The organism is Mixta sp. Marseille-Q2659 (genome assembly GCF_940807255.1).
In the GTDB taxonomy this organism is placed as follows: Bacteria; Pseudomonadota; Gammaproteobacteria; order Enterobacterales; family Enterobacteriaceae; genus Mixta.
In genome coordinates, this window is sequence record NZ_CALNWY010000048.1 from 1 (window position 1) to 18,344 (window position 18,344).

General features: G+C 51.7%; 25 protein-coding genes and 1 pseudogene. All 26 read left to right on the forward strand.

Translation table 11 applies throughout. The features are described from left to right. The first annotated feature begins 77 nt into the window (after window positions 1-77). A complete protein-coding gene (locus P3C52_RS19890) occupies window positions 78-203 on the forward strand; it encodes a YlcG family protein (RefSeq protein WP_104951506.1) in 126 nt (41 codons plus the stop codon). Then, window positions 193-816 carry a hypothetical protein gene (locus P3C52_RS19895; RefSeq protein WP_275556608.1) on the forward strand — a complete coding sequence of 208 codons (624 nt, stop codon included), beginning with the start codon at window positions 193-195 and terminating at the stop codon, window positions 814-816. The genes P3C52_RS19890 and P3C52_RS19895 overlap by 11 nt, the downstream gene beginning before the upstream one ends. A 638-nt stretch (window positions 817-1,454) precedes the next feature. Continuing rightward, window positions 1,455-1,817 carry a phage holin, lambda family gene (locus P3C52_RS19900; RefSeq protein WP_343252036.1) on the forward strand — a complete coding sequence of 121 codons (363 nt, stop codon included), beginning with the start codon at window positions 1,455-1,457 and terminating at the stop codon, window positions 1,815-1,817. Next, entirely contained in the window at window positions 1,801-2,433 is a 633-nt protein-coding gene (locus P3C52_RS19905; RefSeq protein WP_275556609.1) for a glycoside hydrolase family 19 protein, read from the forward strand. Before P3C52_RS19900 ends, P3C52_RS19905 begins: the two co-directional genes overlap by 17 nt. Next, window positions 2,421-2,876 carry an Rz lytic protein gene (locus tag P3C52_RS19910; RefSeq protein ID WP_275556610.1) on the forward strand — a complete coding sequence of 152 codons (456 nt, stop codon included), beginning with the start codon at window positions 2,421-2,423 and terminating at the stop codon, window positions 2,874-2,876. The genes P3C52_RS19905 and P3C52_RS19910 overlap by 13 nt, the downstream gene beginning before the upstream one ends. A gap of 349 nt (window positions 2,877-3,225) precedes the next feature. Then, a complete protein-coding gene (locus tag P3C52_RS19915) occupies window positions 3,226-3,762 on the forward strand; it encodes a Rha family transcriptional regulator (protein ID WP_275556611.1) in 537 nt (178 codons plus the stop codon). Between the two features lie 171 nt (window positions 3,763-3,933). Further along, window positions 3,934-4,080 (forward strand): hypothetical protein, encoded by a 147-nt coding sequence (locus P3C52_RS19920; RefSeq protein WP_275556612.1) that lies wholly within the window; start codon window positions 3,934-3,936, stop codon window positions 4,078-4,080. 481 nt (window positions 4,081-4,561) lie between these two features. Continuing rightward, window positions 4,562-5,161, forward strand: coding sequence for a hypothetical protein (locus tag P3C52_RS19925; RefSeq protein ID WP_275556613.1), 600 nt, complete (start codon window positions 4,562-4,564; stop codon window positions 5,159-5,161). A gap of 2 nt (window positions 5,162-5,163) precedes the next feature. Then, complete coding sequence (locus P3C52_RS19930; protein WP_275556614.1) at window positions 5,164-6,648, forward strand: terminase; 1,485 nt, start codon at window positions 5,164-5,166, stop codon at window positions 6,646-6,648. 6 nt (window positions 6,649-6,654) lie between these two features. Then, on the forward strand, window positions 6,655-8,097 hold the full coding sequence (locus P3C52_RS19935) for a DUF4055 domain-containing protein (RefSeq protein ID WP_275556615.1): 1,443 nt from the start codon (window positions 6,655-6,657) through the stop codon (window positions 8,095-8,097). Window positions 8,098-8,099: 2 nt separating this feature from the next. Next, window positions 8,100-9,146 (forward strand): minor capsid protein, encoded by a 1,047-nt coding sequence (locus tag P3C52_RS19940; RefSeq protein ID WP_275556616.1) that lies wholly within the window; start codon window positions 8,100-8,102, stop codon window positions 9,144-9,146. 48 nt (window positions 9,147-9,194) lie between these two features. Next, a complete protein-coding gene (locus P3C52_RS19945; protein ID WP_275556617.1) occupies window positions 9,195-9,893 on the forward strand; it encodes a hypothetical protein in 699 nt (232 codons plus the stop codon). An 11-nt stretch (window positions 9,894-9,904) separates the two neighbouring features. Further along, window positions 9,905-10,960 carry a hypothetical protein gene (locus tag P3C52_RS19950; protein WP_275556618.1) on the forward strand — a complete coding sequence of 352 codons (1,056 nt, stop codon included), beginning with the start codon at window positions 9,905-9,907 and terminating at the stop codon, window positions 10,958-10,960. A 43-nt stretch (window positions 10,961-11,003) separates the two neighbouring features. After that, window positions 11,004-11,225, forward strand: a complete 222-nt coding sequence (locus P3C52_RS19955; protein ID WP_084970168.1) for a hypothetical protein — start codon at window positions 11,004-11,006, stop codon at window positions 11,223-11,225. A 426-nt stretch (window positions 11,226-11,651) separates the two neighbouring features. Beyond that, complete coding sequence (locus P3C52_RS19960) at window positions 11,652-12,035, forward strand: glutamate 5-kinase (protein ID WP_275556619.1); 384 nt, start codon at window positions 11,652-11,654, stop codon at window positions 12,033-12,035. Continuing rightward, window positions 12,035-12,457, forward strand: a complete 423-nt coding sequence (locus tag P3C52_RS19965; protein WP_275556620.1) for an HK97 gp10 family phage protein — start codon at window positions 12,035-12,037, stop codon at window positions 12,455-12,457. The genes P3C52_RS19960 and P3C52_RS19965 overlap by 1 nt, the downstream gene beginning before the upstream one ends. Then, the gene (locus P3C52_RS19970) at window positions 12,454-12,846 is read left to right on the forward strand and encodes a phage tail terminator-like protein (protein WP_275556621.1); all 393 of its coding nucleotides are present in this window, start codon (window positions 12,454-12,456) and stop codon (window positions 12,844-12,846) included. The genes P3C52_RS19965 and P3C52_RS19970 overlap by 4 nt, the downstream gene beginning before the upstream one ends. Window positions 12,847-12,870: 24 nt before the next feature. Beyond that, window positions 12,871-13,803: pseudogene (locus P3C52_RS19975) on the forward strand (phage tail tube protein); the annotation flags it as partial. Further along, entirely contained in the window at window positions 13,798-14,046 is a 249-nt protein-coding gene (locus tag P3C52_RS20975) for an Ig-like domain-containing protein (RefSeq protein ID WP_343252037.1), read from the forward strand. The pseudogene P3C52_RS19975 and the gene P3C52_RS20975, both read left to right, overlap by 6 nt. 45 nt (window positions 14,047-14,091) lie before the next feature. Further along, entirely contained in the window at window positions 14,092-14,544 is a 453-nt protein-coding gene (locus P3C52_RS19980; protein ID WP_275556623.1) for a hypothetical protein, read from the forward strand. A 149-nt stretch (window positions 14,545-14,693) separates the two neighbouring features. Beyond that, entirely contained in the window at window positions 14,694-14,852 is a 159-nt protein-coding gene (locus P3C52_RS19985) for a hypothetical protein (protein WP_275556624.1), read from the forward strand. Between the two features lie 214 nt (window positions 14,853-15,066). Beyond that, window positions 15,067-15,699 carry a hypothetical protein gene (locus P3C52_RS19990; protein ID WP_275556625.1) on the forward strand — a complete coding sequence of 211 codons (633 nt, stop codon included), beginning with the start codon at window positions 15,067-15,069 and terminating at the stop codon, window positions 15,697-15,699. A 162-nt stretch (window positions 15,700-15,861) separates the two neighbouring features. Further along, the gene (locus P3C52_RS19995; protein WP_275556626.1) at window positions 15,862-16,152 is read left to right on the forward strand and encodes a hypothetical protein; all 291 of its coding nucleotides are present in this window, start codon (window positions 15,862-15,864) and stop codon (window positions 16,150-16,152) included. A 71-nt stretch (window positions 16,153-16,223) separates the two neighbouring features. Then, window positions 16,224-16,670, forward strand: coding sequence for a hypothetical protein (locus tag P3C52_RS20000; RefSeq protein WP_275556627.1), 447 nt, complete (start codon window positions 16,224-16,226; stop codon window positions 16,668-16,670). A gap of 56 nt (window positions 16,671-16,726) precedes the next feature. Continuing rightward, window positions 16,727-18,244 (forward strand): phage tail length tape measure family protein, encoded by a 1,518-nt coding sequence (locus P3C52_RS20005; protein ID WP_275556628.1) that lies wholly within the window; start codon window positions 16,727-16,729, stop codon window positions 18,242-18,244. 28 nt (window positions 18,245-18,272) lie between these two features. Beyond that, window positions 18,273-18,344, forward strand: a 72-nt coding sequence (locus tag P3C52_RS20010) for an IS1 family transposase (protein ID WP_044061500.1), incomplete at its 3' end; no start/stop codon positions are given.

Below are 18,344 nucleotides of genomic sequence, written 5' to 3' on the forward strand. Positions count from 1 at the left end.
AGAAAGATAGAGCGAGTTCAGTATAAACCCAGCGCCCGGCAGCCTTTAAGCCAGCGCATTCTGAATTGGTGGTTCGCATGACCGAATACCTCAAAGAGAAGTGGCTGAAGTTGCGCATCATGAAAATGCGCGGCATGGCAGAGATAAATTACCGGATCATCCGCAACACAGCGAAAATCATGGGAGTGAAAAATGCGCATTGAACGAGACTTCCAGCAACTGGTCAGGCTGGCCGGAATTCGCAGTAGTGCTGACATGCGCAGATTGTTCGGTACCGGCTGGAAAACTATCAACCGCTCTCAGCAGGCATGGATTCGACACCTCCTGACAGTGTGGGGCGACCATCTTGGCGGAGAAGATTACGATCGGGGCGAAGTGAATGTTATTGGCCGCCTGATGATGCGTTGCGAATGGAGCGAACAGAAGGGCAAGCAGATAGAAAAGATTGTTTCACAGCTACATTGTGAAGGGCTGCGTGGTGAAGAGCTGTTCCGCAAAGCCAGGGATTTACTGATACCACAATCATCAACGGCAAACATCATCGCTCTCGCCAAAGAATCAGATGATGCCGCCTTTGTTGAATCTGTCATGGTGAAGACATTCGGTAAAGATAACCCGATTCGGAACGTAGCCAGATTACGATACTGCAAACGCAAGAGCGCGCAAAACATCGGTTCCTGCCTGATTTATTACACTGGCATATCAGGAAAAGAAGCACGAAACAGAATCGAATGGGCAATGGATATCCTTGAAGGAGAAATGTTCTACGCAATAAAGCGTGAAATGGAGAAGGAGAATCTTAAAATTGCTGCCTGAATAGAAAATTAGCACTAAATGCTAAAGACAAAGGGCAAGCAACCTGGCATATTCATGTCATGCTCGGGAAGTAAAGCGTACTGAGCGACTGAATATGAAGCAGAGAGCCCTGACAGCAATGTCGGGGCTTTTTTATTTCTGCGCCAAGTCCAGCGCATCAAAGCCACAGGGCCTTTCAGGGGTGAGTCGTAGGGATTAATCTGTATTTAGGTTTGACCTGCTTATTTCGAAGTATAGTAACCTCAGCCGTCGTCAGAACAATGGACGGTACCGGCTTCCGAATCTGGATGCAGGGAAAGCGACTGGCGGCGGCGCCGCTATGGCTTGATCCTTTCTGAAGTAAAAAAGCGCCTCTTCAATTCCTAAAGAGGCGCTATAAAGATACACGTTTCAGTTTACCAGATGTTTTAACTCTGGCTTTCTAACCGTAGCAATTGCTTAACGTTTTCTTATGACTAAAAATGCGTTGAGTTCTGTATTTACCTAGCTTTACATTTACATCAGGCTCGCTTCGGCGGGCCTTTTTCTTTTGCGCACGGCGAATCCCTTACCACGCTCCTCGTGATTCCTTTTCGTCGATGCGCACTTTATTCCCTTTCAACAATGACACACAGCCACCCCGAAGGCGGGAGGTGGAGATGAAGCGTATGCCCGAAAAAGATCCTGGGTTCTGGGCAAGCCTTATAGCCTGGCTCTATGCCCATAAAAACGAATCAGGTTATGCAGGTCTTGCTGGCGTAATGGCTCTCCTCCGCGCGACATACATCGGCAAAGAGACGTGGCCACGGCGCCTGCTTGATGCAGCGATGTGCAGCTTCTTTGCATTCTTCCTTCAGCCAACTCTGCAGGTGATTGGCTCTGTATTTAACTGGAACTTCAGTGAAGACACGACTCGCGTTGCTGCTGTTTTCCTTGGCTTCCTTGGTGTGGATTACATCTCGTCGAAAATCCGGCGCCAGATTGATAAACGATTTGGAGACAGCGATGTTAACAGCCAGTGATTTCCAGAAAGCTGCCGGTGTCAGCGATGTTCTGCGTGACGCCTGGTACACAAACATTGCAATGGCAATGAGCAAGTACGGCATTAACACGCCGCTGCGTCAGGCTCATTTCATTGCACAGACCGGTCATGAATCCTCTGGCTTCCGCAAGGTGGAGGAGGGACTGAATTACAGCGAAAGCGCACTGCTTTCCATGTTCAGCAAACGCATCACGTCAGCACAGGCCAAGAAGTACGGTCGCAACGAACTTCACCCTGCCGACCAGAAGATGATCGCAAACATCATTTACGCGAACCGTAACGGTAATGGCGATATCGAATCAGGTGACGGCTATCGCTATCGAGGGCGCGGACTAATTCAGATTACCGGGAAGGCTAATTATGCCGCGCTGGTAGAGCAGTTGGGTGCCGACGTTGTTGGTAATCCTGACCTGCTGACTGGATACAAGCTGGCTGCCGAATCGGCTGCGGCGTGGTGGAAGAATCACGGATTAAATGAACTGGCGGACTCTGATGATGTTACCCGCATCACCAGAGTTATTAACGGTGGTACTAACGGTTTAGATGACAGGAAATCCCGCCTCACAAAGGCTAAGGGGATTCTATGCTCAACGTAATCAGCTTCATCCGAAATTACTCACACATCATCATCATCGGTCTCGTCTGCATTGCGTTGTGGGGATTGAATGCCCGCAATGGCCAGTTGATGGCAACTAACGACAGGCTGGAAAAGCTGGCAAACAGTAAAGACGAACAAATAAACGACCTGCGATCGAAAAATGATGACCTGGCATCCAGCGTTGATGCCCTTGTCACTGCAGTAAATCAGCAAAATGCCGTCATGTCTCAGGTGACTGAGCAACGGGCAATAACAGCACAGCAAAACAGGAAGCTTCAGAATGAAATCAAGCGCTATCTGGCAGCGGACAAGTGCGCTGTCGCTCCTGTTGACAGCAACGCTGTTGAACGGCTGCGCGAAGCCGCAAAATCCGCAGGTGGAATACAGGGCGATAAAAAGTCCGCAAATCAGCCTGCCGGCGGAGCTTACCAGTCCCATTGATGTTCCGTCCGTGCCCGAGACGCTGACATTTGGCGAAAGCGTAGAGCTTAATGCAGAGCTGTATGGCGTACTTGGTCAGTGCAATATTGACCGGGCAGCTATTCGGCAAATCGAAATTTCCAGATCACAGTGACAACCCCCAAGAAGATTCACTGACAGCAACAGAGCAATATCAGCCTGACTCCGGTCGGGCTTTTTTATACCTGCAGCAAACCCCGCGCCATGCCCGGCGTATTTAACAACGCAGAGCCTTTCAGGAATCAGCCTCGGAGATAACCGTTATAAGCGGCGGCTTCTCTGTGGGCGGTTATCTGGGCAACGAGGCTTATTCACTAAAAGGTAAGACGCAATGAAAGAACTGACAGTTATCCCAGAGTTTGATTTTCGCCAGTTAGTGACGACTGCCGATGGGGAGCCAGTAACTGATACTTTCCAGATCGCGAAGGCATTCGGAAAACGTCATTCGGATGTGATGAGGGCATTAAAGAATTGCCATTGTTCCGAAGATTTCAGGAGTGCGCATTTTTGCGCTGTCGAGAAAATCAATGACTTAGGTGTGTTTGATAAGAGGCAGAAGTATTACCGCATGGACTTCAGCGGCTTCGTGATGCTCGTAATGGGATTCAACGGGGCTAAGGCCGATGCAGTAAAAGAGGCTTATATCAACGCCTTCAACTGGATGACTGCGGAGCTGAGGAAGTACAGCGAAAGCTACGAAGCGGAGCGGAACGCTGTAATGCTGGAATTCATGAAAGAGAAGGATGTGGCCAGCATGTCAGGAAGACTTCTAAATCGCTGGGGTCGGGTTAAGAAGCCGCAATTGCTGGCCCGTATCGAACGGATTGAGCAGCAAGGGCAGATCGCAATCCCCGGCTTACCCCGGTGACCATCACAAGGCGCTTTCTCACCAGAGCGCCTGATGATGACTGCCATCATCTCCTCCTGTGTCTACGGTTAGCACTGCTGTGAAGCAGCGCGAAGCTGGTTGATTAATTTTGCTTCACTAAGAACATTCTTAACGCTAATGTGGAACCTCCATTATGGGAAGGAGGTTGTGATGTTAGAGAGCTATTTTAAAGACCGTCATGGATTACAGCAAAGTGATGAGGTTAAGCGAGAGATAGTCGTTTCTGCCGTTCTTGAGATTGTGAAGGCGGGCGGGAAATGCTCCGATGCACGTTCTTATCTCAGCGCTAAAAAATGACATATCTGAAGCCGCTGATGCCCTTCAAGATGCCTTAGAAAAAAAATGACAAGAATAAATTAATTAAGGCCGCCTCCGGGCGGTTTTTGTTGGGTAAAAATTAAGCAATATTTCTTTTGTGAGAAAGATCATAAGTCAATGGGATAGTTCTTATTGTTTTAATTTTTCTGATGTAAGGTGTGTTTGCTGAATGTTCAGCTTACCTACTGGGATAGTTAAGATGGCAGCGTACTACGTCAATAAAAATCAGCAGGCGAATGGTGATTATGAAGTACATGAAGGGTCCTGTCGTTTCCTGCCTTTACCGAGCAATAGGGTTTCGCTTGGTAATTACGTCAACTGCGCCCTTGCGGTTCTGGAGGCCAAAAGGCTGGGTTACCGCACCGCAAATGGTTGCAGAACCTGTAGTTTTGCATGCCATACGTCATAAGATAGTTAAAAAGCAAAGGTCGCTAAGGCGGCCTTTTTTATTGGAGTAAATATGGCAACACCAGATTGGGAGGCCATCGAGTCGGCTTACCGTGCTGGCTTGTTGTCCATCCGTGAAATCGCATCCCAGCACGGCATCACGCACGGCGCTATCAACAAGCGAGCTAAGCGTGATGGATGGGAGCGGGACTTAAAGGCAAAGATTAAAGCCAAGGCTGACGCGCTGGTATCCAAACGCGAGGTATCCAGCAAGGTATCCACGGAAACGGCTACCAGTGAACGGATACTGATTGAGGCAAATGCCGAGGTTATTGCCACAGTCCGTATGGAGCATCGCGGAGACATTCGCCGGGCCCGCAATATCGCCAACTCACTCTTTGATGAACTCGAAGCCGAATGCGCTGACGTCTCTGCATTACAGCAGCTCGGCGACCTGATGTATCAGCCTGACGACAAAGGACAGGACAGGCTAAACGAGATTTATCACAAGGTAATCAGCATGCCTGGCCGCGTTAAGTCGATGAAAGACCTTTCGGACACGCTGAAAACGCTTATTGGCCTTGAGCGCCAGGCTTATGACATTGACGGTCAGGCCGGCGATGACGCATCGAAGAAACTTTCCGACCTGATGGACGATCTCGCCAAGGGGTAAGCATGAAACCAGAGCATCTCAAGCTCCTGCGAGACAAACTCTGGCGCCTGAATCACCTTTACTGGATAACCGACAAAGAAGGCAAGCCAGTACGCTTCCAGATGACGCCTGAGCAGCTCGAATATTTCGAGGGCATGCATACCCGCAACATCATCCTGAAAGCCCGCCAGTTAGGGTTTACCACTGAGGTTTGCATTATCCAACTGGACGCCGCTTTGTTCGAAGCAGCCAAGTGCGCCCTGATAGCCCACACGTTGAACGATGCCAAGCGCCTTTTCCGCGAGAAGATTAAGTATGCCTATGACCGGCTTCCAGATGAGATTAAAGCAGCTAACCCTGCGAGCAATGATGCAGCAGGTGAGTTGGTATTTAGCAAAGGTGGTTCGCTCTATATCAGCACGTCTTTCCGTGGCGGTACGCTTCGTTATCTGCATGTTTCCGAGTTCGGAAAGATATGCGCAAAGTTCCCTGACAAGGCCCGCGAGATTGTCACTGGTGCATTTGAAGCAGTATCAGGAGACTGTTTCACGACGATTGAAAGCACTGCGGAGGGCCGCGCTGGTTACTTCTTCGATTACTGCCAGTCGGCAGAAAAGGCGCTCATTCAGGGCAAGCAGCTCTCACAGTTAGACTGGAAGTTCTTCTTCTTTTCGTGGTGGAAGAACCCCCTGTATGCAATCGACCCTGTAGAGCCAATACCACAGCGCCTGAGCGATTATTTCGCTGACATTGAGGCGAAGCATGGGGTGGTGACTAACGAACGTCAGAGAGCCTGGTATTACGCCAAAGAGAAAACGCTCGGCGATGACATGAAGCGCGAGTATCCGTCAATTCCTGCGGAGGCGTTTCAGCAGTCAGTTGAAGGTGCTTACTACGCTAAGCAGTTCCGCAAGCTGTACGAGCAGAAGCGGATCGGCGCACTGCCTGACAACTCACACCTTCCTGTCCATACCTTCTGGGATATCGGCGTAGGCGACTCCACGGCTATCTGGTTCGTTCGAATCGTTGGCGAGGAGTATCACGTCATCGATTACTACGAGAACAGTGGCGAAGGCCTCCGACATTACATGAAGGTGCTGAAGGATAAAGGCTACACCTACGCAGCGCACTGGGGGCCGCATGACATCGATAACCGTGAGTTTGGCTCTGATGCTAAATCACGCCGTGAGCTGGCCCGCGAGGGTTACGAGATAGACGGGGTGAAGTACACGATTACCTTTCAGGTTGTGCCAAAGCTCGGTGTTGATGACGGTATCGAACAGGTGCGTGAAATCCTGCCGAAGTGCGCCTTCGATGAGCATAAGTGTGCTGACGGCATCATCGCACTGGAAGGCTACCGCAAGGAGTGGGACGACAAGCGCGGTTGCTGGAAGGATAAGCCGCTTCATGATCACACATCACACGGTGCGGACAGCTTCCGTTATTTCGCCGTGACGCAGAAGAAACGCAGCGTCCTCAAAACGGCTCCTGTTTCATTCAGACGATAAGCGACTATGGCTAATTATTCATTCGCAAGACCAGAGTACACAGAAGCCGCGAAGTCATGGCAGCTTGTCAAAGACTGCGTGGCCGGCAGCAAGGCGGTTAAGGCACAAGGCACTCTTTACCTGCCAATGCCTGACCCAACCAATGACAGCGATGAGAACAAGGAGCGCTACGAAGCTCTGCTGAAACGGGCAATGTTCCTGAATATCACCGGCCGAACTCGCCAGGGACTGATTGGCGCGGTGTTCCGCAAAACCGCTGAGGTGGATTTGCCAGATTCGGTTAATTACCTCATTGAGAATGCCAGTGGCGACGGAACAAGCCTTGAGCAGTTATCGAAAGAAGCTGTAGGTGAGGATTTGGATACCGGTCGCGGCGGTTTCTTTGTTGACTATCCGCCACTAGAAGCACCAGAAGGAACCAGGCCGACACGAGCGCAAACCGCTGGTCGTAATGCTCACATTCATATCTATGACGCCTTTGGCATTATCAACTGGCGCGAGGATGTGATTGATGGGGTGCGCAAGCTCACTATGGTGGTGCTGGTTGAATGCTACAACGAAGACGAAAGCGACGAGTTCAACTTCAACACTAAAATGCAATATCGGGCGCTCACTCTGCAGGACGGCAAGTATCGTCACAGGCTGTGGCATGAAGGCGACCCGTACGATGCTCCGGTTCTGGACGTTTATCCGACCGACTATAACGGTAACTCATTCGACCATATCCCGTTCCACTTCTTCGGGGCGGAGAGTAACGACTCGCGCATCGACAAGGCGCCACTGGAAGACCTGGCTGAGGTGAACATCCTCCACTACGGCAACAGCGCCACGGTGGAGGAGTCAGGCTTTATCAGTAGCCAGCCGACGCTGTTTTTTACAACTGACATCGACCAGGATGAGTTCCAGAAGTGGAATCCACACGGCATTCAGATTGGCGCCACCTGCGGATACAGTCTCGGTAAAAATGGTTCGGCAATTATGGTCCAGGCATCGGAAGGGCAGCTCGCCCGTACATTGATGCAGGATAAAGAGAACCAGATGCTGATGATTGGTGCCCGCATCGTGCAGCAGGCGTCGAATCAGGAGACAGCAGAGGCGGCCCGTATCCGCTACAGCAGCGATAACAGCGTACTGGGTACGATTGCCGGGAACGTCAGCGAGGCGCTGAAACTGGCGATTCTGGATGCGCAGCTCTATATGTCCGGCATCTCAGACGCAGCGGGAACCACCTTCTGGCTCAATCAGGAATTCTTCGATGAGACGATGGATGCGCAGATGATTCTGGCTCAGGTTCAGCTGTGGCAGCAGGGCTTCATTGCGAAGAAAGACCTCCGCGTTAACCTCCGTCAGGCTGGCATTATTGATGCGGACCGTACTGATGAGGATATCGACGCTGACCGCTCTGATGAGCCTGTAATTGAAGGCGACACGGTAACCACTGAGGAATAACCATGAGCGCAGACGGTTACACCACAGACGCCGCTACGCGCCATCAGGTTTATGTCCAGCGCTTCGGTAGTGGACTGGCAGGTAAGGCGGCTAAGTTTGTCCGTAAAGCGATTAAACGCGCTAAAGAGGCTGTTAACGAAGGGCTTAGCCAGTACGCTACCGCTCGCTACAACCGGCAGATAGAAACGCTCAGGGGTGACCTGAACGCTATCTATGGCCAGTTGAGCGAGCAACAGAAGCTCGACCTGGGTGAGTTCGCGCAATATGAGTTCACCTTTAACAGCAAACTTCTTGGTCAAATCGTTAAAACGTCTGTGCGCCTCGCTGAGCCATCGGCAGAGATGATAGCCGCTGCTGTACTCGCTGACCCGTTAGAGCTTGCTGTGGGTAAGGGCAGGCAGGTTATCGACATCACCGGCGCGTTGGCGCAGTTCGGCAGCAAGAAAACGGCTGACATCCTGAGTGAAATCGCTATCGGCTCGTCGCTTGGCGAGACACAGAAGCAAATCATCCGGCGCCTGACTTCTCTTGGCGTGTCGCATGAGGAGCAGGTCGGCTCGCTGGTCAGGACGATGACAAATCACGTTGCCTCATCAGCCCGGGCGGAAACGCTGAAGCAGAATGACGACATTCTGCAGGGGCATCGCTGGATAGCCACACTCGACAGCAGAACCACTCCAGTATGCCGTGCGCGTGACAGAAAGGTTTATCCGCTGGATGGGCCAAAACCTCCGGCACATTGGGGATGTCGCTCGTCAATCGTGCCGGTTCTCAAGTCTGAGTATCAGCGAGAGATTCCCGGCAGTACGCGACCATCTGTTGGCCCTGATGGCGTGGAGCAGGTCAGCAGCAGAACGACATACGGCGAATGGCTGGCAAGGCAGCCGGCATCCTTCCAGAAAGAGGTGCTAGGACCAGCCCGCTACAAGCTTTTCAGTAAAGGCGACCTGAGCATTGATCGTTTCGTTGATGGCAACGGCAAGCAGTACACCCTCGACCAACTCAAAGATTTAGAGCCGCACGCCTTCGAGCTTGCAGGACTTGATTAATCACATCTAACGCTGGCAGGGCCAGCACACATCCATTCAGGAGAATGTATGCCACTTAAGTATCAGCTTACCGCTGAGGAATACGCTCAGCTCGATGAAACCAAACAGTCTCTGTACGCGCTGCAGGGTGATGTTTATATCTGCCAGATTGAAGGTATCCCACAGGAAGACGTTTCCGGCCTGAAAGCACAGCTTGACCGCCTGCTTAACGAGAAAAAGACCGAGCAGGAGAAGCGCCGTCAGGCTGAAGAGCAGGCCCGCCGCGAAGCTGAAGAAAAGGCTAAAGCAGAAGGCGACTATAAGCAGCTGTTCGAAAGCTCACAGGCGAAAACCAGTGAATGGGAACAGCGCTATACCCAGCTACAGCAATCCATTGAGCAGCGCGACATCAACCTGGCCGCCACCCGAATTGCTACAGCAATCGCTGACGGGGCCAATGCTGAGATCCTCACTGAGTTCATTGCCCGACGCCTGAAGGTGTCGGACGGTCAGGTGCGTGTTACTGACGAGGCAGGCAATTTGTCGGTTGGTTCGCTGGCCGATCTCCAAAGAGAGTTTGAAACCGCTCCGCGTTACGCATCCCTCGTGCGCGGCAGTCAGGCAGGTGGCGGCGGGGCCGCGCCTAAGAGTGGTGACCGGGTTACCAAAACATGGGAGCAATTAACCGGCATGGAGCGCGTAGAGCTTCGCCGAAACAACCCCGCCGAACATGCCCGACTTAAAGCGGCGCATGAGGCATCTAAATAAGGATTTAAGCAATGCCAACCATTCTTTCTGACGTCGTCTTTCGTGATGAGCTGCGTGACTATATGCAGGTTAACACTGCAGAGCGGACCGCGTTCTTCCAGTCAGGCATTCTGACCACCAATAACGACATGACTACGCTGCTCGCCAGTCCATCCAATACTTTCACCATTCCGTGGTGGGTCGATCTGGATGCGTCTATCGAGTCCAACTACTCGAACGACGTGTACACCGATATTGCAGTTCCGCTGTCTGTAACCTCTGCCAGTATGCAGGCCCGCGCTGCGTATCTGAACGAAGGCTGGAACGCGATGAACCTGGTGAAAAACATCACCAATCAGGATCCGCTTGAGTTTGTAGCTAACCGCCTCATCAGCTACTGGCAGCGTGTAGCTCAGCGCCGCGCTATCGCCTCTGTGGTAGGCATCTATAACGACAACGTCGCAAGCAACGGCGGCGATATGGTCGTGGATGCTGGCGGTACTATCAGTGCTGCAGCCATCATTCGCGCCAAGGCCACCATGGGTGACTATACCGGTCAGCTTGGCGGTTTGAGCGTAATTGCTATGCACTCTGCAGTTTATACCGAGTTGCAGCTTCTCAACCTCATCGACTTCACCCCCCTGGCTGACCAGATTCCTGAATTCGGTCGCTTCCAGGGTATGCGCGTGGTCGTTGATGACAGCATGCCAATTCTGCCGGCTGTAGAAGCCGATCCGGACGCCACTCCGCCGGTTGCAGCCGTTCCTGCCCGCTATTTGTCCGTTATCTTTGGACCGGGTTCGCTGGGTTATGCGGAGCGTCAGCCTGCAGGTGAGGATGGGCTGGAATATGCGCGCGAGCCAGAGCGTGGCAACGGTGGTGGCGCTGAAACGCTGTGGACCCGTCGTGATTTCGTCATTCATCCGCTGGGCTACTCATTCCTCAGCACCACTATTACCGGCACCCCAAGCACCACGCGCCCAATCTCAGCCAACTGGGCTGACCTGGCTCTGGCTACCAACTGGGAACGCAAGTTCGACCGTAAGCAGGTACCGCTGGCGTTCGTAACCTCTACTGTCGCAGCTTAATCAATCGCGCCCCGGATAGCCGGGGCTTCATGAGGAGGTCATCATGACCGTAGCAAAAGACAATTACATCGACCCAAACAGCAAAGCCCGCTGGGGATTTGGTTCTGATGGCAAACAGGTAACCGTTGGGCCTGAGACTGTCGGTGAGACCGGCGGCGTTGACCATGCCCGCAATGAGCCCAAGGACGAAGGTGCTGTAAATAATGGCGGCGGTGAAAACTCGGAGGCAAAGAAAGCCACCAGGTCCACCAAAACCAGCAAATAATCATCCGGGGCTTCGGCCCCATTTAGCCCGGGAGTGAACATGGCAACGTACATAACCGTCGCTGATGTGGATGAATTGCTCGGTGCGGACTGGGCGCCACAGAGAAAAAGGCAAAAGCGGTGCTTCAGGCTAACGCTACCTCACCGCACTTAACCTGCAGGGCATTATTGATGCCACTCCTGACGATGTGAAGATGGCGGGCGCTTATCTCGCTTTAACTGCCGCTACGGGGATGCTCTACAGGCAACAAACAGAATCTGGTGCCTTGTCCAGTAAAATGGTAGATGCCGATGGCGTGAAGGTTTCAAAAACTTACGCTTCAGGGCAGACATCATCAACCTCTCTGCTTCCCGATAATGTCCAGTTGGCTCTGGCATTACTGCAGCCATGGCGCTCTAATCCTTTCGCTTTCAGGGTATATCGGTAATGGGAATTCGTGACGAGATTCAGGCAGAAATAGCTGAGGCTTTCGATGCCGACCTGGCGGATGCTGTCCATGACTTTGCCGGCAGTTATACGGTGCAGGGCGAATGGGACCCCGTAACGGAAACCGGCGGTGAGACAACCGTCAGCTATTCCGGGCGCGGCGTTCTGTCTCGTTATGAACTGGGACGCATTGATGGTGTGAATATCCTCCATGGTGATCTCAGGCTGACCGCGCTGGCTAATGAGGTGACAGATATTCCGGGTGAGGGGCACGCCATCACGGCTCCTGATTTGGCAACAGGAAGCCCGCAAGTCTACCGCATTGTGACCCTGACGGCTGACCCCGCCTCAGCTACCTACCGCATGCAGCTAAGGAGGAAGTGATGGCTAAAGGATGGGATAACGACCCGACCTTGTTCGCCGGGCTGATTGAGGAAGATGTCGGTAAAAAACTCCGCATCATCTCGATGGCGATGCTTACTGAGATTGTACAGAGATCGCCAGTAGGCAACCCTGACCTATGGATGAGCCCGGCACCGAAAGGATATACCGGCGGCTCATTTCGAGCCTCTCACATTGTCAGCATCGGCTCACCGGACTACTCGGAACCAGCCGCTCCGGACAAAGTTGGTACGAAGACAATCCAGCAGGGTTCAGCTGTCATTGCTCAGGGTAAGCCGTATTCGGTGATTTATATTCAGTCGAACCTACCTTACAGCGAGCGCCTTGAGAATGGGCACTCTAAACAGGCACCCACAGGTGTTTACGCTAACGCTTTCCACGGTGTAACTCAGGCCTACAAATGACCCTCACAGAAATCAGAAACGCTGTCATCACGCGCATGACGGCGCAGACGGCTATTGCCTCTGAGGATGTGCGCTACCCCAACGATAAAACCTATGACCCGTCTGGCAAAGCTATCTGGGCGCGGCTGACCAATATTCCTGGTATGGCAGCGGCGAATGAAATCGGCGCCGGCCCGGTAGTTCAGCGTACCGGGATGATCATCATCCAAATCTTTGTGCCTGCCGGTTCCGGCTCACTGCTCATTACCCAGACGGCAGACAAGCTGCGCGAGTTATTCGAATTCCAGACGGACGGCCGACTGGATTACTTCGCTGTGAGTGCGGTTGATGCCGGTGAAACAGATGGCTGGGCGCAGATGAATATTCAAATACCTTACCGCGCCGTGTAGGGCGCACAATTCTGGAGAAACATTATGAGTTCAGGCGCTAAGGTTGTTACCGCGTATATTCGCGAAACCACGCCCGGCACGACGCCTTCTACAGGCACATGGAACCTGCTGAAGCGCAGTAGCTTCGGTGTGGGCCCATCTCAAAACATGATCGACAATGATGAAATCGGCGGCTCCCGCATGGCGCAGGGACGCTCGACCGGTACTGTTGATGTTGGTGGCGACGTTGGGGCTAAGTTCCGCTGGGGGCAACATGATGACTTTCTGGCATCGTGCTTTGGCGCTGAGTGGGATGACGACACGCTCACCATGGGTAACGATCGCATTGCGTTCTCGGTCGCATCTTACGCTGAGGATATCGGCGTGGCGTCAATTGCCCGCGGCTGTCAGGTTGGTACATTCCAGCTGTCAATCCCGAACGATGGGGATATCACCGCCACGGTGACCTTTGCCGGACTGGGTTTCGATAGTAAGGCGGACAATACCAACTACTTCACCGCGCCGGTCGATAATGCTGGCGAGCTGCGTTACACGTTCAAGCAGGTTACGGCCATCTCCCTGAATGGCGTGAGCGGTGGAGAAGGATTCTGCGTTGACACCTTCAACATCCAGTTCGATAACAACCTGCAGACGCAACGCTGTATCGGCAGCGGTAACCCGTTCGCCGGCGCCAACATCCCGACCACTTTTACCCCATCTGGCAGCATCACGCTGTCCTGGTCGAAGGATGCCTATAACGCATGGAAGAAAACCCTGACCGGCGGCACGATGCCATTCAGCTTCACGCTGGAGAATGACGAAGGGAAATATGTGTTTGATTTCCCGGCGGTGCAGGTAGATGGCGACTGGCCTGATGGCGGCAATACTGACATTGTGCAGGTTCAGCTGAATATCACTGCAGCGGACACGCCGCCGACCATCACGCGGTCAGAGGTCACACCTTCAACTGCCATCGCGGTAACCCCTGCGACGTCAACCGGCGCGGTCGGCTCGACAGTAACCCTGACCGCTAACCTCACGCCTTCTGACGCTACGGATACAGTCCAGTGGGAGTCTTCTGACCCATCGGTAGCAACCGTCGCTTCAACCGGACAGAAAACAGCAGAGGTAACGCGCGTGGCAGAGGGTAGCGCAACCATAACGGCTAAAGTGCGTGAATTCACTGCCACTACGGCCATCACTGTTACCGCAGCCCCATAATCGTTATTGCCCGTCGAATATGGCGGGCCACTCACAGGGATAAATATGCTCATTATCAAAACGCCAAAATTTGACGCTAACTCAGAACGCTGGATTGAACCTATGGAAGGCCTGAAACTGAAGGTATGCGCCATCAGCAATCCGGCTTTCCGCTCACACAATGCGATGGTGCGGCGCCATATCAGCAAACTGGACGACCGATTCAAGGTAGGGACTCCTGAGTTCAATCCGGCTGAAATCGACGTTACTGATATCTCTGACGACTTGCTAATTGATTCTGTTGCCAAGCATCTCTTGCTGGACTGGGAAGGCGTTGGCGAAGAGGTTGATGGCAAGGAGCAGGCTGTCGATTACACCCCTGAGAAGGGCAAGACGCTCATGCTGCAGCATCCAGAACTGTACTGGGCTGTGCTGAGTACCGCTTCGGACATTGCGGAAGGCAAGGAAGAACAGAAGAAAGAAACGGTGGGAAAGTCCTCGAAGCCCAAAGCTGGCTGAGGCAGTTCGGCGGAGAGCAGGGTGAAAAGAACCGCTGGAGGCGCGAAAAACTAGGGCTACCGGCAATACCTGAGCCGGATGTTGATGGCGTATGCACAGAAATACTCAACGCCTACGCCGTCATTACCCGCGGCAGAAAATATGCTGGCATGGCTGCGACGCCACTACCGTTAAGCCTGGAAGACATCAACGCCTACCTGAAGCAGAAGCCGCTGCAAATCGACCCGGAAGAGTTCGAGGCAGCTATCTTTGCTCTTGATGACGCTGACAGGGCGGAGTGGGTGCGAAAAAGCGGAGAAAAACACTAGCCTGACGGATGTTTTTTATACATTCGAGGGGAATCGACAGATAAGGCATTGACATTTACGATTCGATTGTGGTTGCAAGATTTTATCAGTGATAATACACTGAGAACTAACTTCCACTTTGAAGTGAATTTCAACTCAAAAGTGAGAGTCTGTGCCGGAGCATGACGCTTCGGCCTTTTTGTCAGAAGTACTCCTGCAACGCATGGAGGACATTATGCAAAACTATTTGGTGAATCAGAGAATGCCATTACTTATCCCAGCAGCAGGGTTTGATGCAAAGCTCAATATGTCAGAGAGAAACGTTGAACATACGGAAGCGTTTATGCGCGCCGGTGTACGTGATTTCGCTTTGCCGGGATTTGTTACCCCTCATGGCTATCGGTTATTGCAATGTTTGAAAGGCGATCAGTATCGCTTGGTGACAGACAATGAATATTCAGAGACTGTGTACGCGGTTAAGCTGGCTTTTCTGGAGCATATAGTTCCAACTAAGAAAATTTGTACGCAAATAATGGTCTGGAAAACAGTTCAGCCGCAACATGATGCTGCTGTGTCAGGGTTGCCGCAGGAATTTTTCCGCCATTTCTTAAGTCGCTACTCTATTGTCGTATCAGATAGTGAGCAGACTTCAGATGGGCGTCGTTTCTGGGAGCGCATGATAGCTTGGGCTATTCAAGCGGACGGTTATCATGTTTATGTGTCAGATGGAACGGAAGAAGATCGCCCCTTAACATTTATGACTTCATGGGATGATTTCTACGGTACATGGGCTAGTTTCTGTTGGGGTAAAGACAGAGATTGCCATTCCCATCGACTCTTTGTTATAAGCACAGAATCTCTTCACTAAGCTGAACCCACCGCCCGGTGGGTTTTTTGTTTCTGTTTCTCTCCCAACCAAATAGACGATCAGGGCTTATGTTTCTTGCTTACCAGCGCGCTGTCGCGTACAAGACTCTCCTTATCATAATGGTGAGAGATTCCTGTGCCTAAAATATCATTGGTAGTTGGAATGTTGGTGATTAGCCTGTCACAGGCTTCAGCACAAAAAACTGACCTCAGTGAGCTACCGCTTATAGAAGTTTCCCGCTACCCAAACATTATCTGTAACCCTCAAGGTGCGGCTACACTGCGCCTGAATGATGGGCGAATCATCGAATTTTCTAAACAAGATCAGCCAGTAAAATGCCTGAACAATGCTCTTGTATCCAAGGGTAAAGCGTCTAACTGGGTAGACTGGATAGTGCTAGGGCAGAATGCACTCCAAGATGCAGGGCTCTCAGGCAAGGTCGGCACCAAGTAGCTCTTCTTGCTTCCCTTTGCTCTCTATCCTCGCTAGGATTTATCTCACTTGTTACTGATGGGGATAGGGATATGAAGAGAATAATTCTAATGGTTATGACAGCTTTATTGTTATCAGGCTGCGATAACTCCAGCGATGTTAAAGCTGTGTCTCCGCAGTCAGAACAGTCAAAGGCAGAGCGCTCAAAGCCAGAGTCAGCAAAATTTGATTGTAACAACGGCAGTGTCTCTCTTGAGTGCCATATAACCGCCGGAGATCAGTTGGGGAGCGGAAAATGGAGGCATGCAAAGCTTAATTTATCAGGCAGCGATGCCTCGCTCATTGTAGATGGTGAGTCTTTTTACAAAGACGATGTGAACTCATACTTTGCTAATGGAGAAAGAGTTACAACCTTTGATATGAAGGGGATTCAGAAAAGCAAAGCAGAGATAACATTAACTAGTGCGAATGAAGGGTCAAGGCTAAGTGTTAATGTTTGGGATGAGAACGGAAAGCTAATGCTTACCTCTTCAAGATAGTAATTAAGTCATTATGAACCTCGCTTCGGCGGGGTTTTTTTATGCCTGGAGAAAACATGGCCGAACAACAATCACGCCTCGCCATCATCATCGATAGTACTGGCGCCCAGCGCAATGCAGAGGGCTTAGCCGGCGCCTTGAGCAGAATGACACAGGCCGGACAGAAGGCAGCGGATAGCGCCGGAAAGACGGCAAAAGCTACCGAGCAGGAAGCAAGGTCACTCTCTGATTTGCTGGATAAAATTGACCCGGTAAACGCCGCGCTCAACCGCCTGGATGACCAGCAGCGGCAGCTTGCTAAATTTCAGGCCAAGGGCTTTATCGATACCGACACATTCAGCGAATATTCCAAGAAAATTGAGGAGACGCGAAACAGACTCACTGGGTTCTCAGAAACTGTCGGCAAGGCCGGTGTTTCATCCCGGCAGGCAGCCTATCAAATGCGCATGATACCGGCGCAAATGACGGACATTGCAGTTAGCTTGGCTGGCGGGCAGTCGCCTTTCATGGTGCTTTTGCAGCAGGGTGGACAGCTTAAGGATATGTTCGGCGGTATTGGGCCAGCTATTAAAGGAGTAGGCACATACATTTCCGGCCTTGTTAACCCTGCGACAGTCGCTGCCGCTTCTATTGGCGCATTAGTGCTTGCCTATCACCAAGGCGTTGAGGAGCAAGAGGAGTTTACCAAGACTCTAATCCTCAATGGGGATACGTTAAGCCTAACGGCGGGGCAACTTGGACAATTGTCTCAACAAGTGGCTCGGGTAACGAATAGTAGCGTCGGCAATGCTGCGACCGTCCTCAATCAGGTGGTGGCATCAGGTAAAATTTCAAGAGACATGCTCCAGGAAGTTACCGCAACCATTATCAACATGAGCAGGGTAACCGGTCAGGCCACGGACAGCATGCTTTCCGACTTTGAAAAAATAGCGAGAGATCCGGCAGAAGCTATCGCTAAGCTCAATGAGCAGTACCATTTTTTAACTCTTGAGACATATAACCGAATTAAGCAATTACAAGATGAGGGAAATGCAACCGATGCTGCCCGCCTTGCGACAATTGCATACACTGGGGAGTTAAACCGGCGAACAACAGAAATAAGAAACAACCTTAGCGATTTGGAAAAAGCATGGGATGGCATATGGTCTTCGGCAACTAAAGCTTGGGATGCGATGCGCGATTCAGGGAGAGGCCAATCACCAGAAAGTCAGTTGGCAACTCTCGAAGAAAGTCTTGCTGATGCCCGCCGCCGACAAGCAGAAGGCGGCGCATGGAACAGGTTTACCGCTAATGCTAATGGCTACAATATTGGCGAAATGGAGCAGAAAATTGGTTTACTTAAGAGCCAGATAACTACACAGGACGTTCTGAATACTGCCATTGGTGACTATAACAATAGGCAGCAGGAAGGAATCAAGGCTCAGGAAAGGATAAATCAACTTACCGAGCAGACTCTTAGCAATGCTCAAAAGCGCAGTAAGGCTCAGAAGGAGCTTACCAGAGACCTTGAGAAGGCCAGGGCAGCTGGTAACTCTATAAGCGCCGAAGGTAATGCTGCCAACTTACTGATTTAGTGTATGATGGTGATTTTAAGGTGCTTGCGTGGCTTCCATTTCCATCAGATGTCCTTCCTGCTCCGCTACTGAAGGCGTGGTGCGTAACGGCAAAAGCACT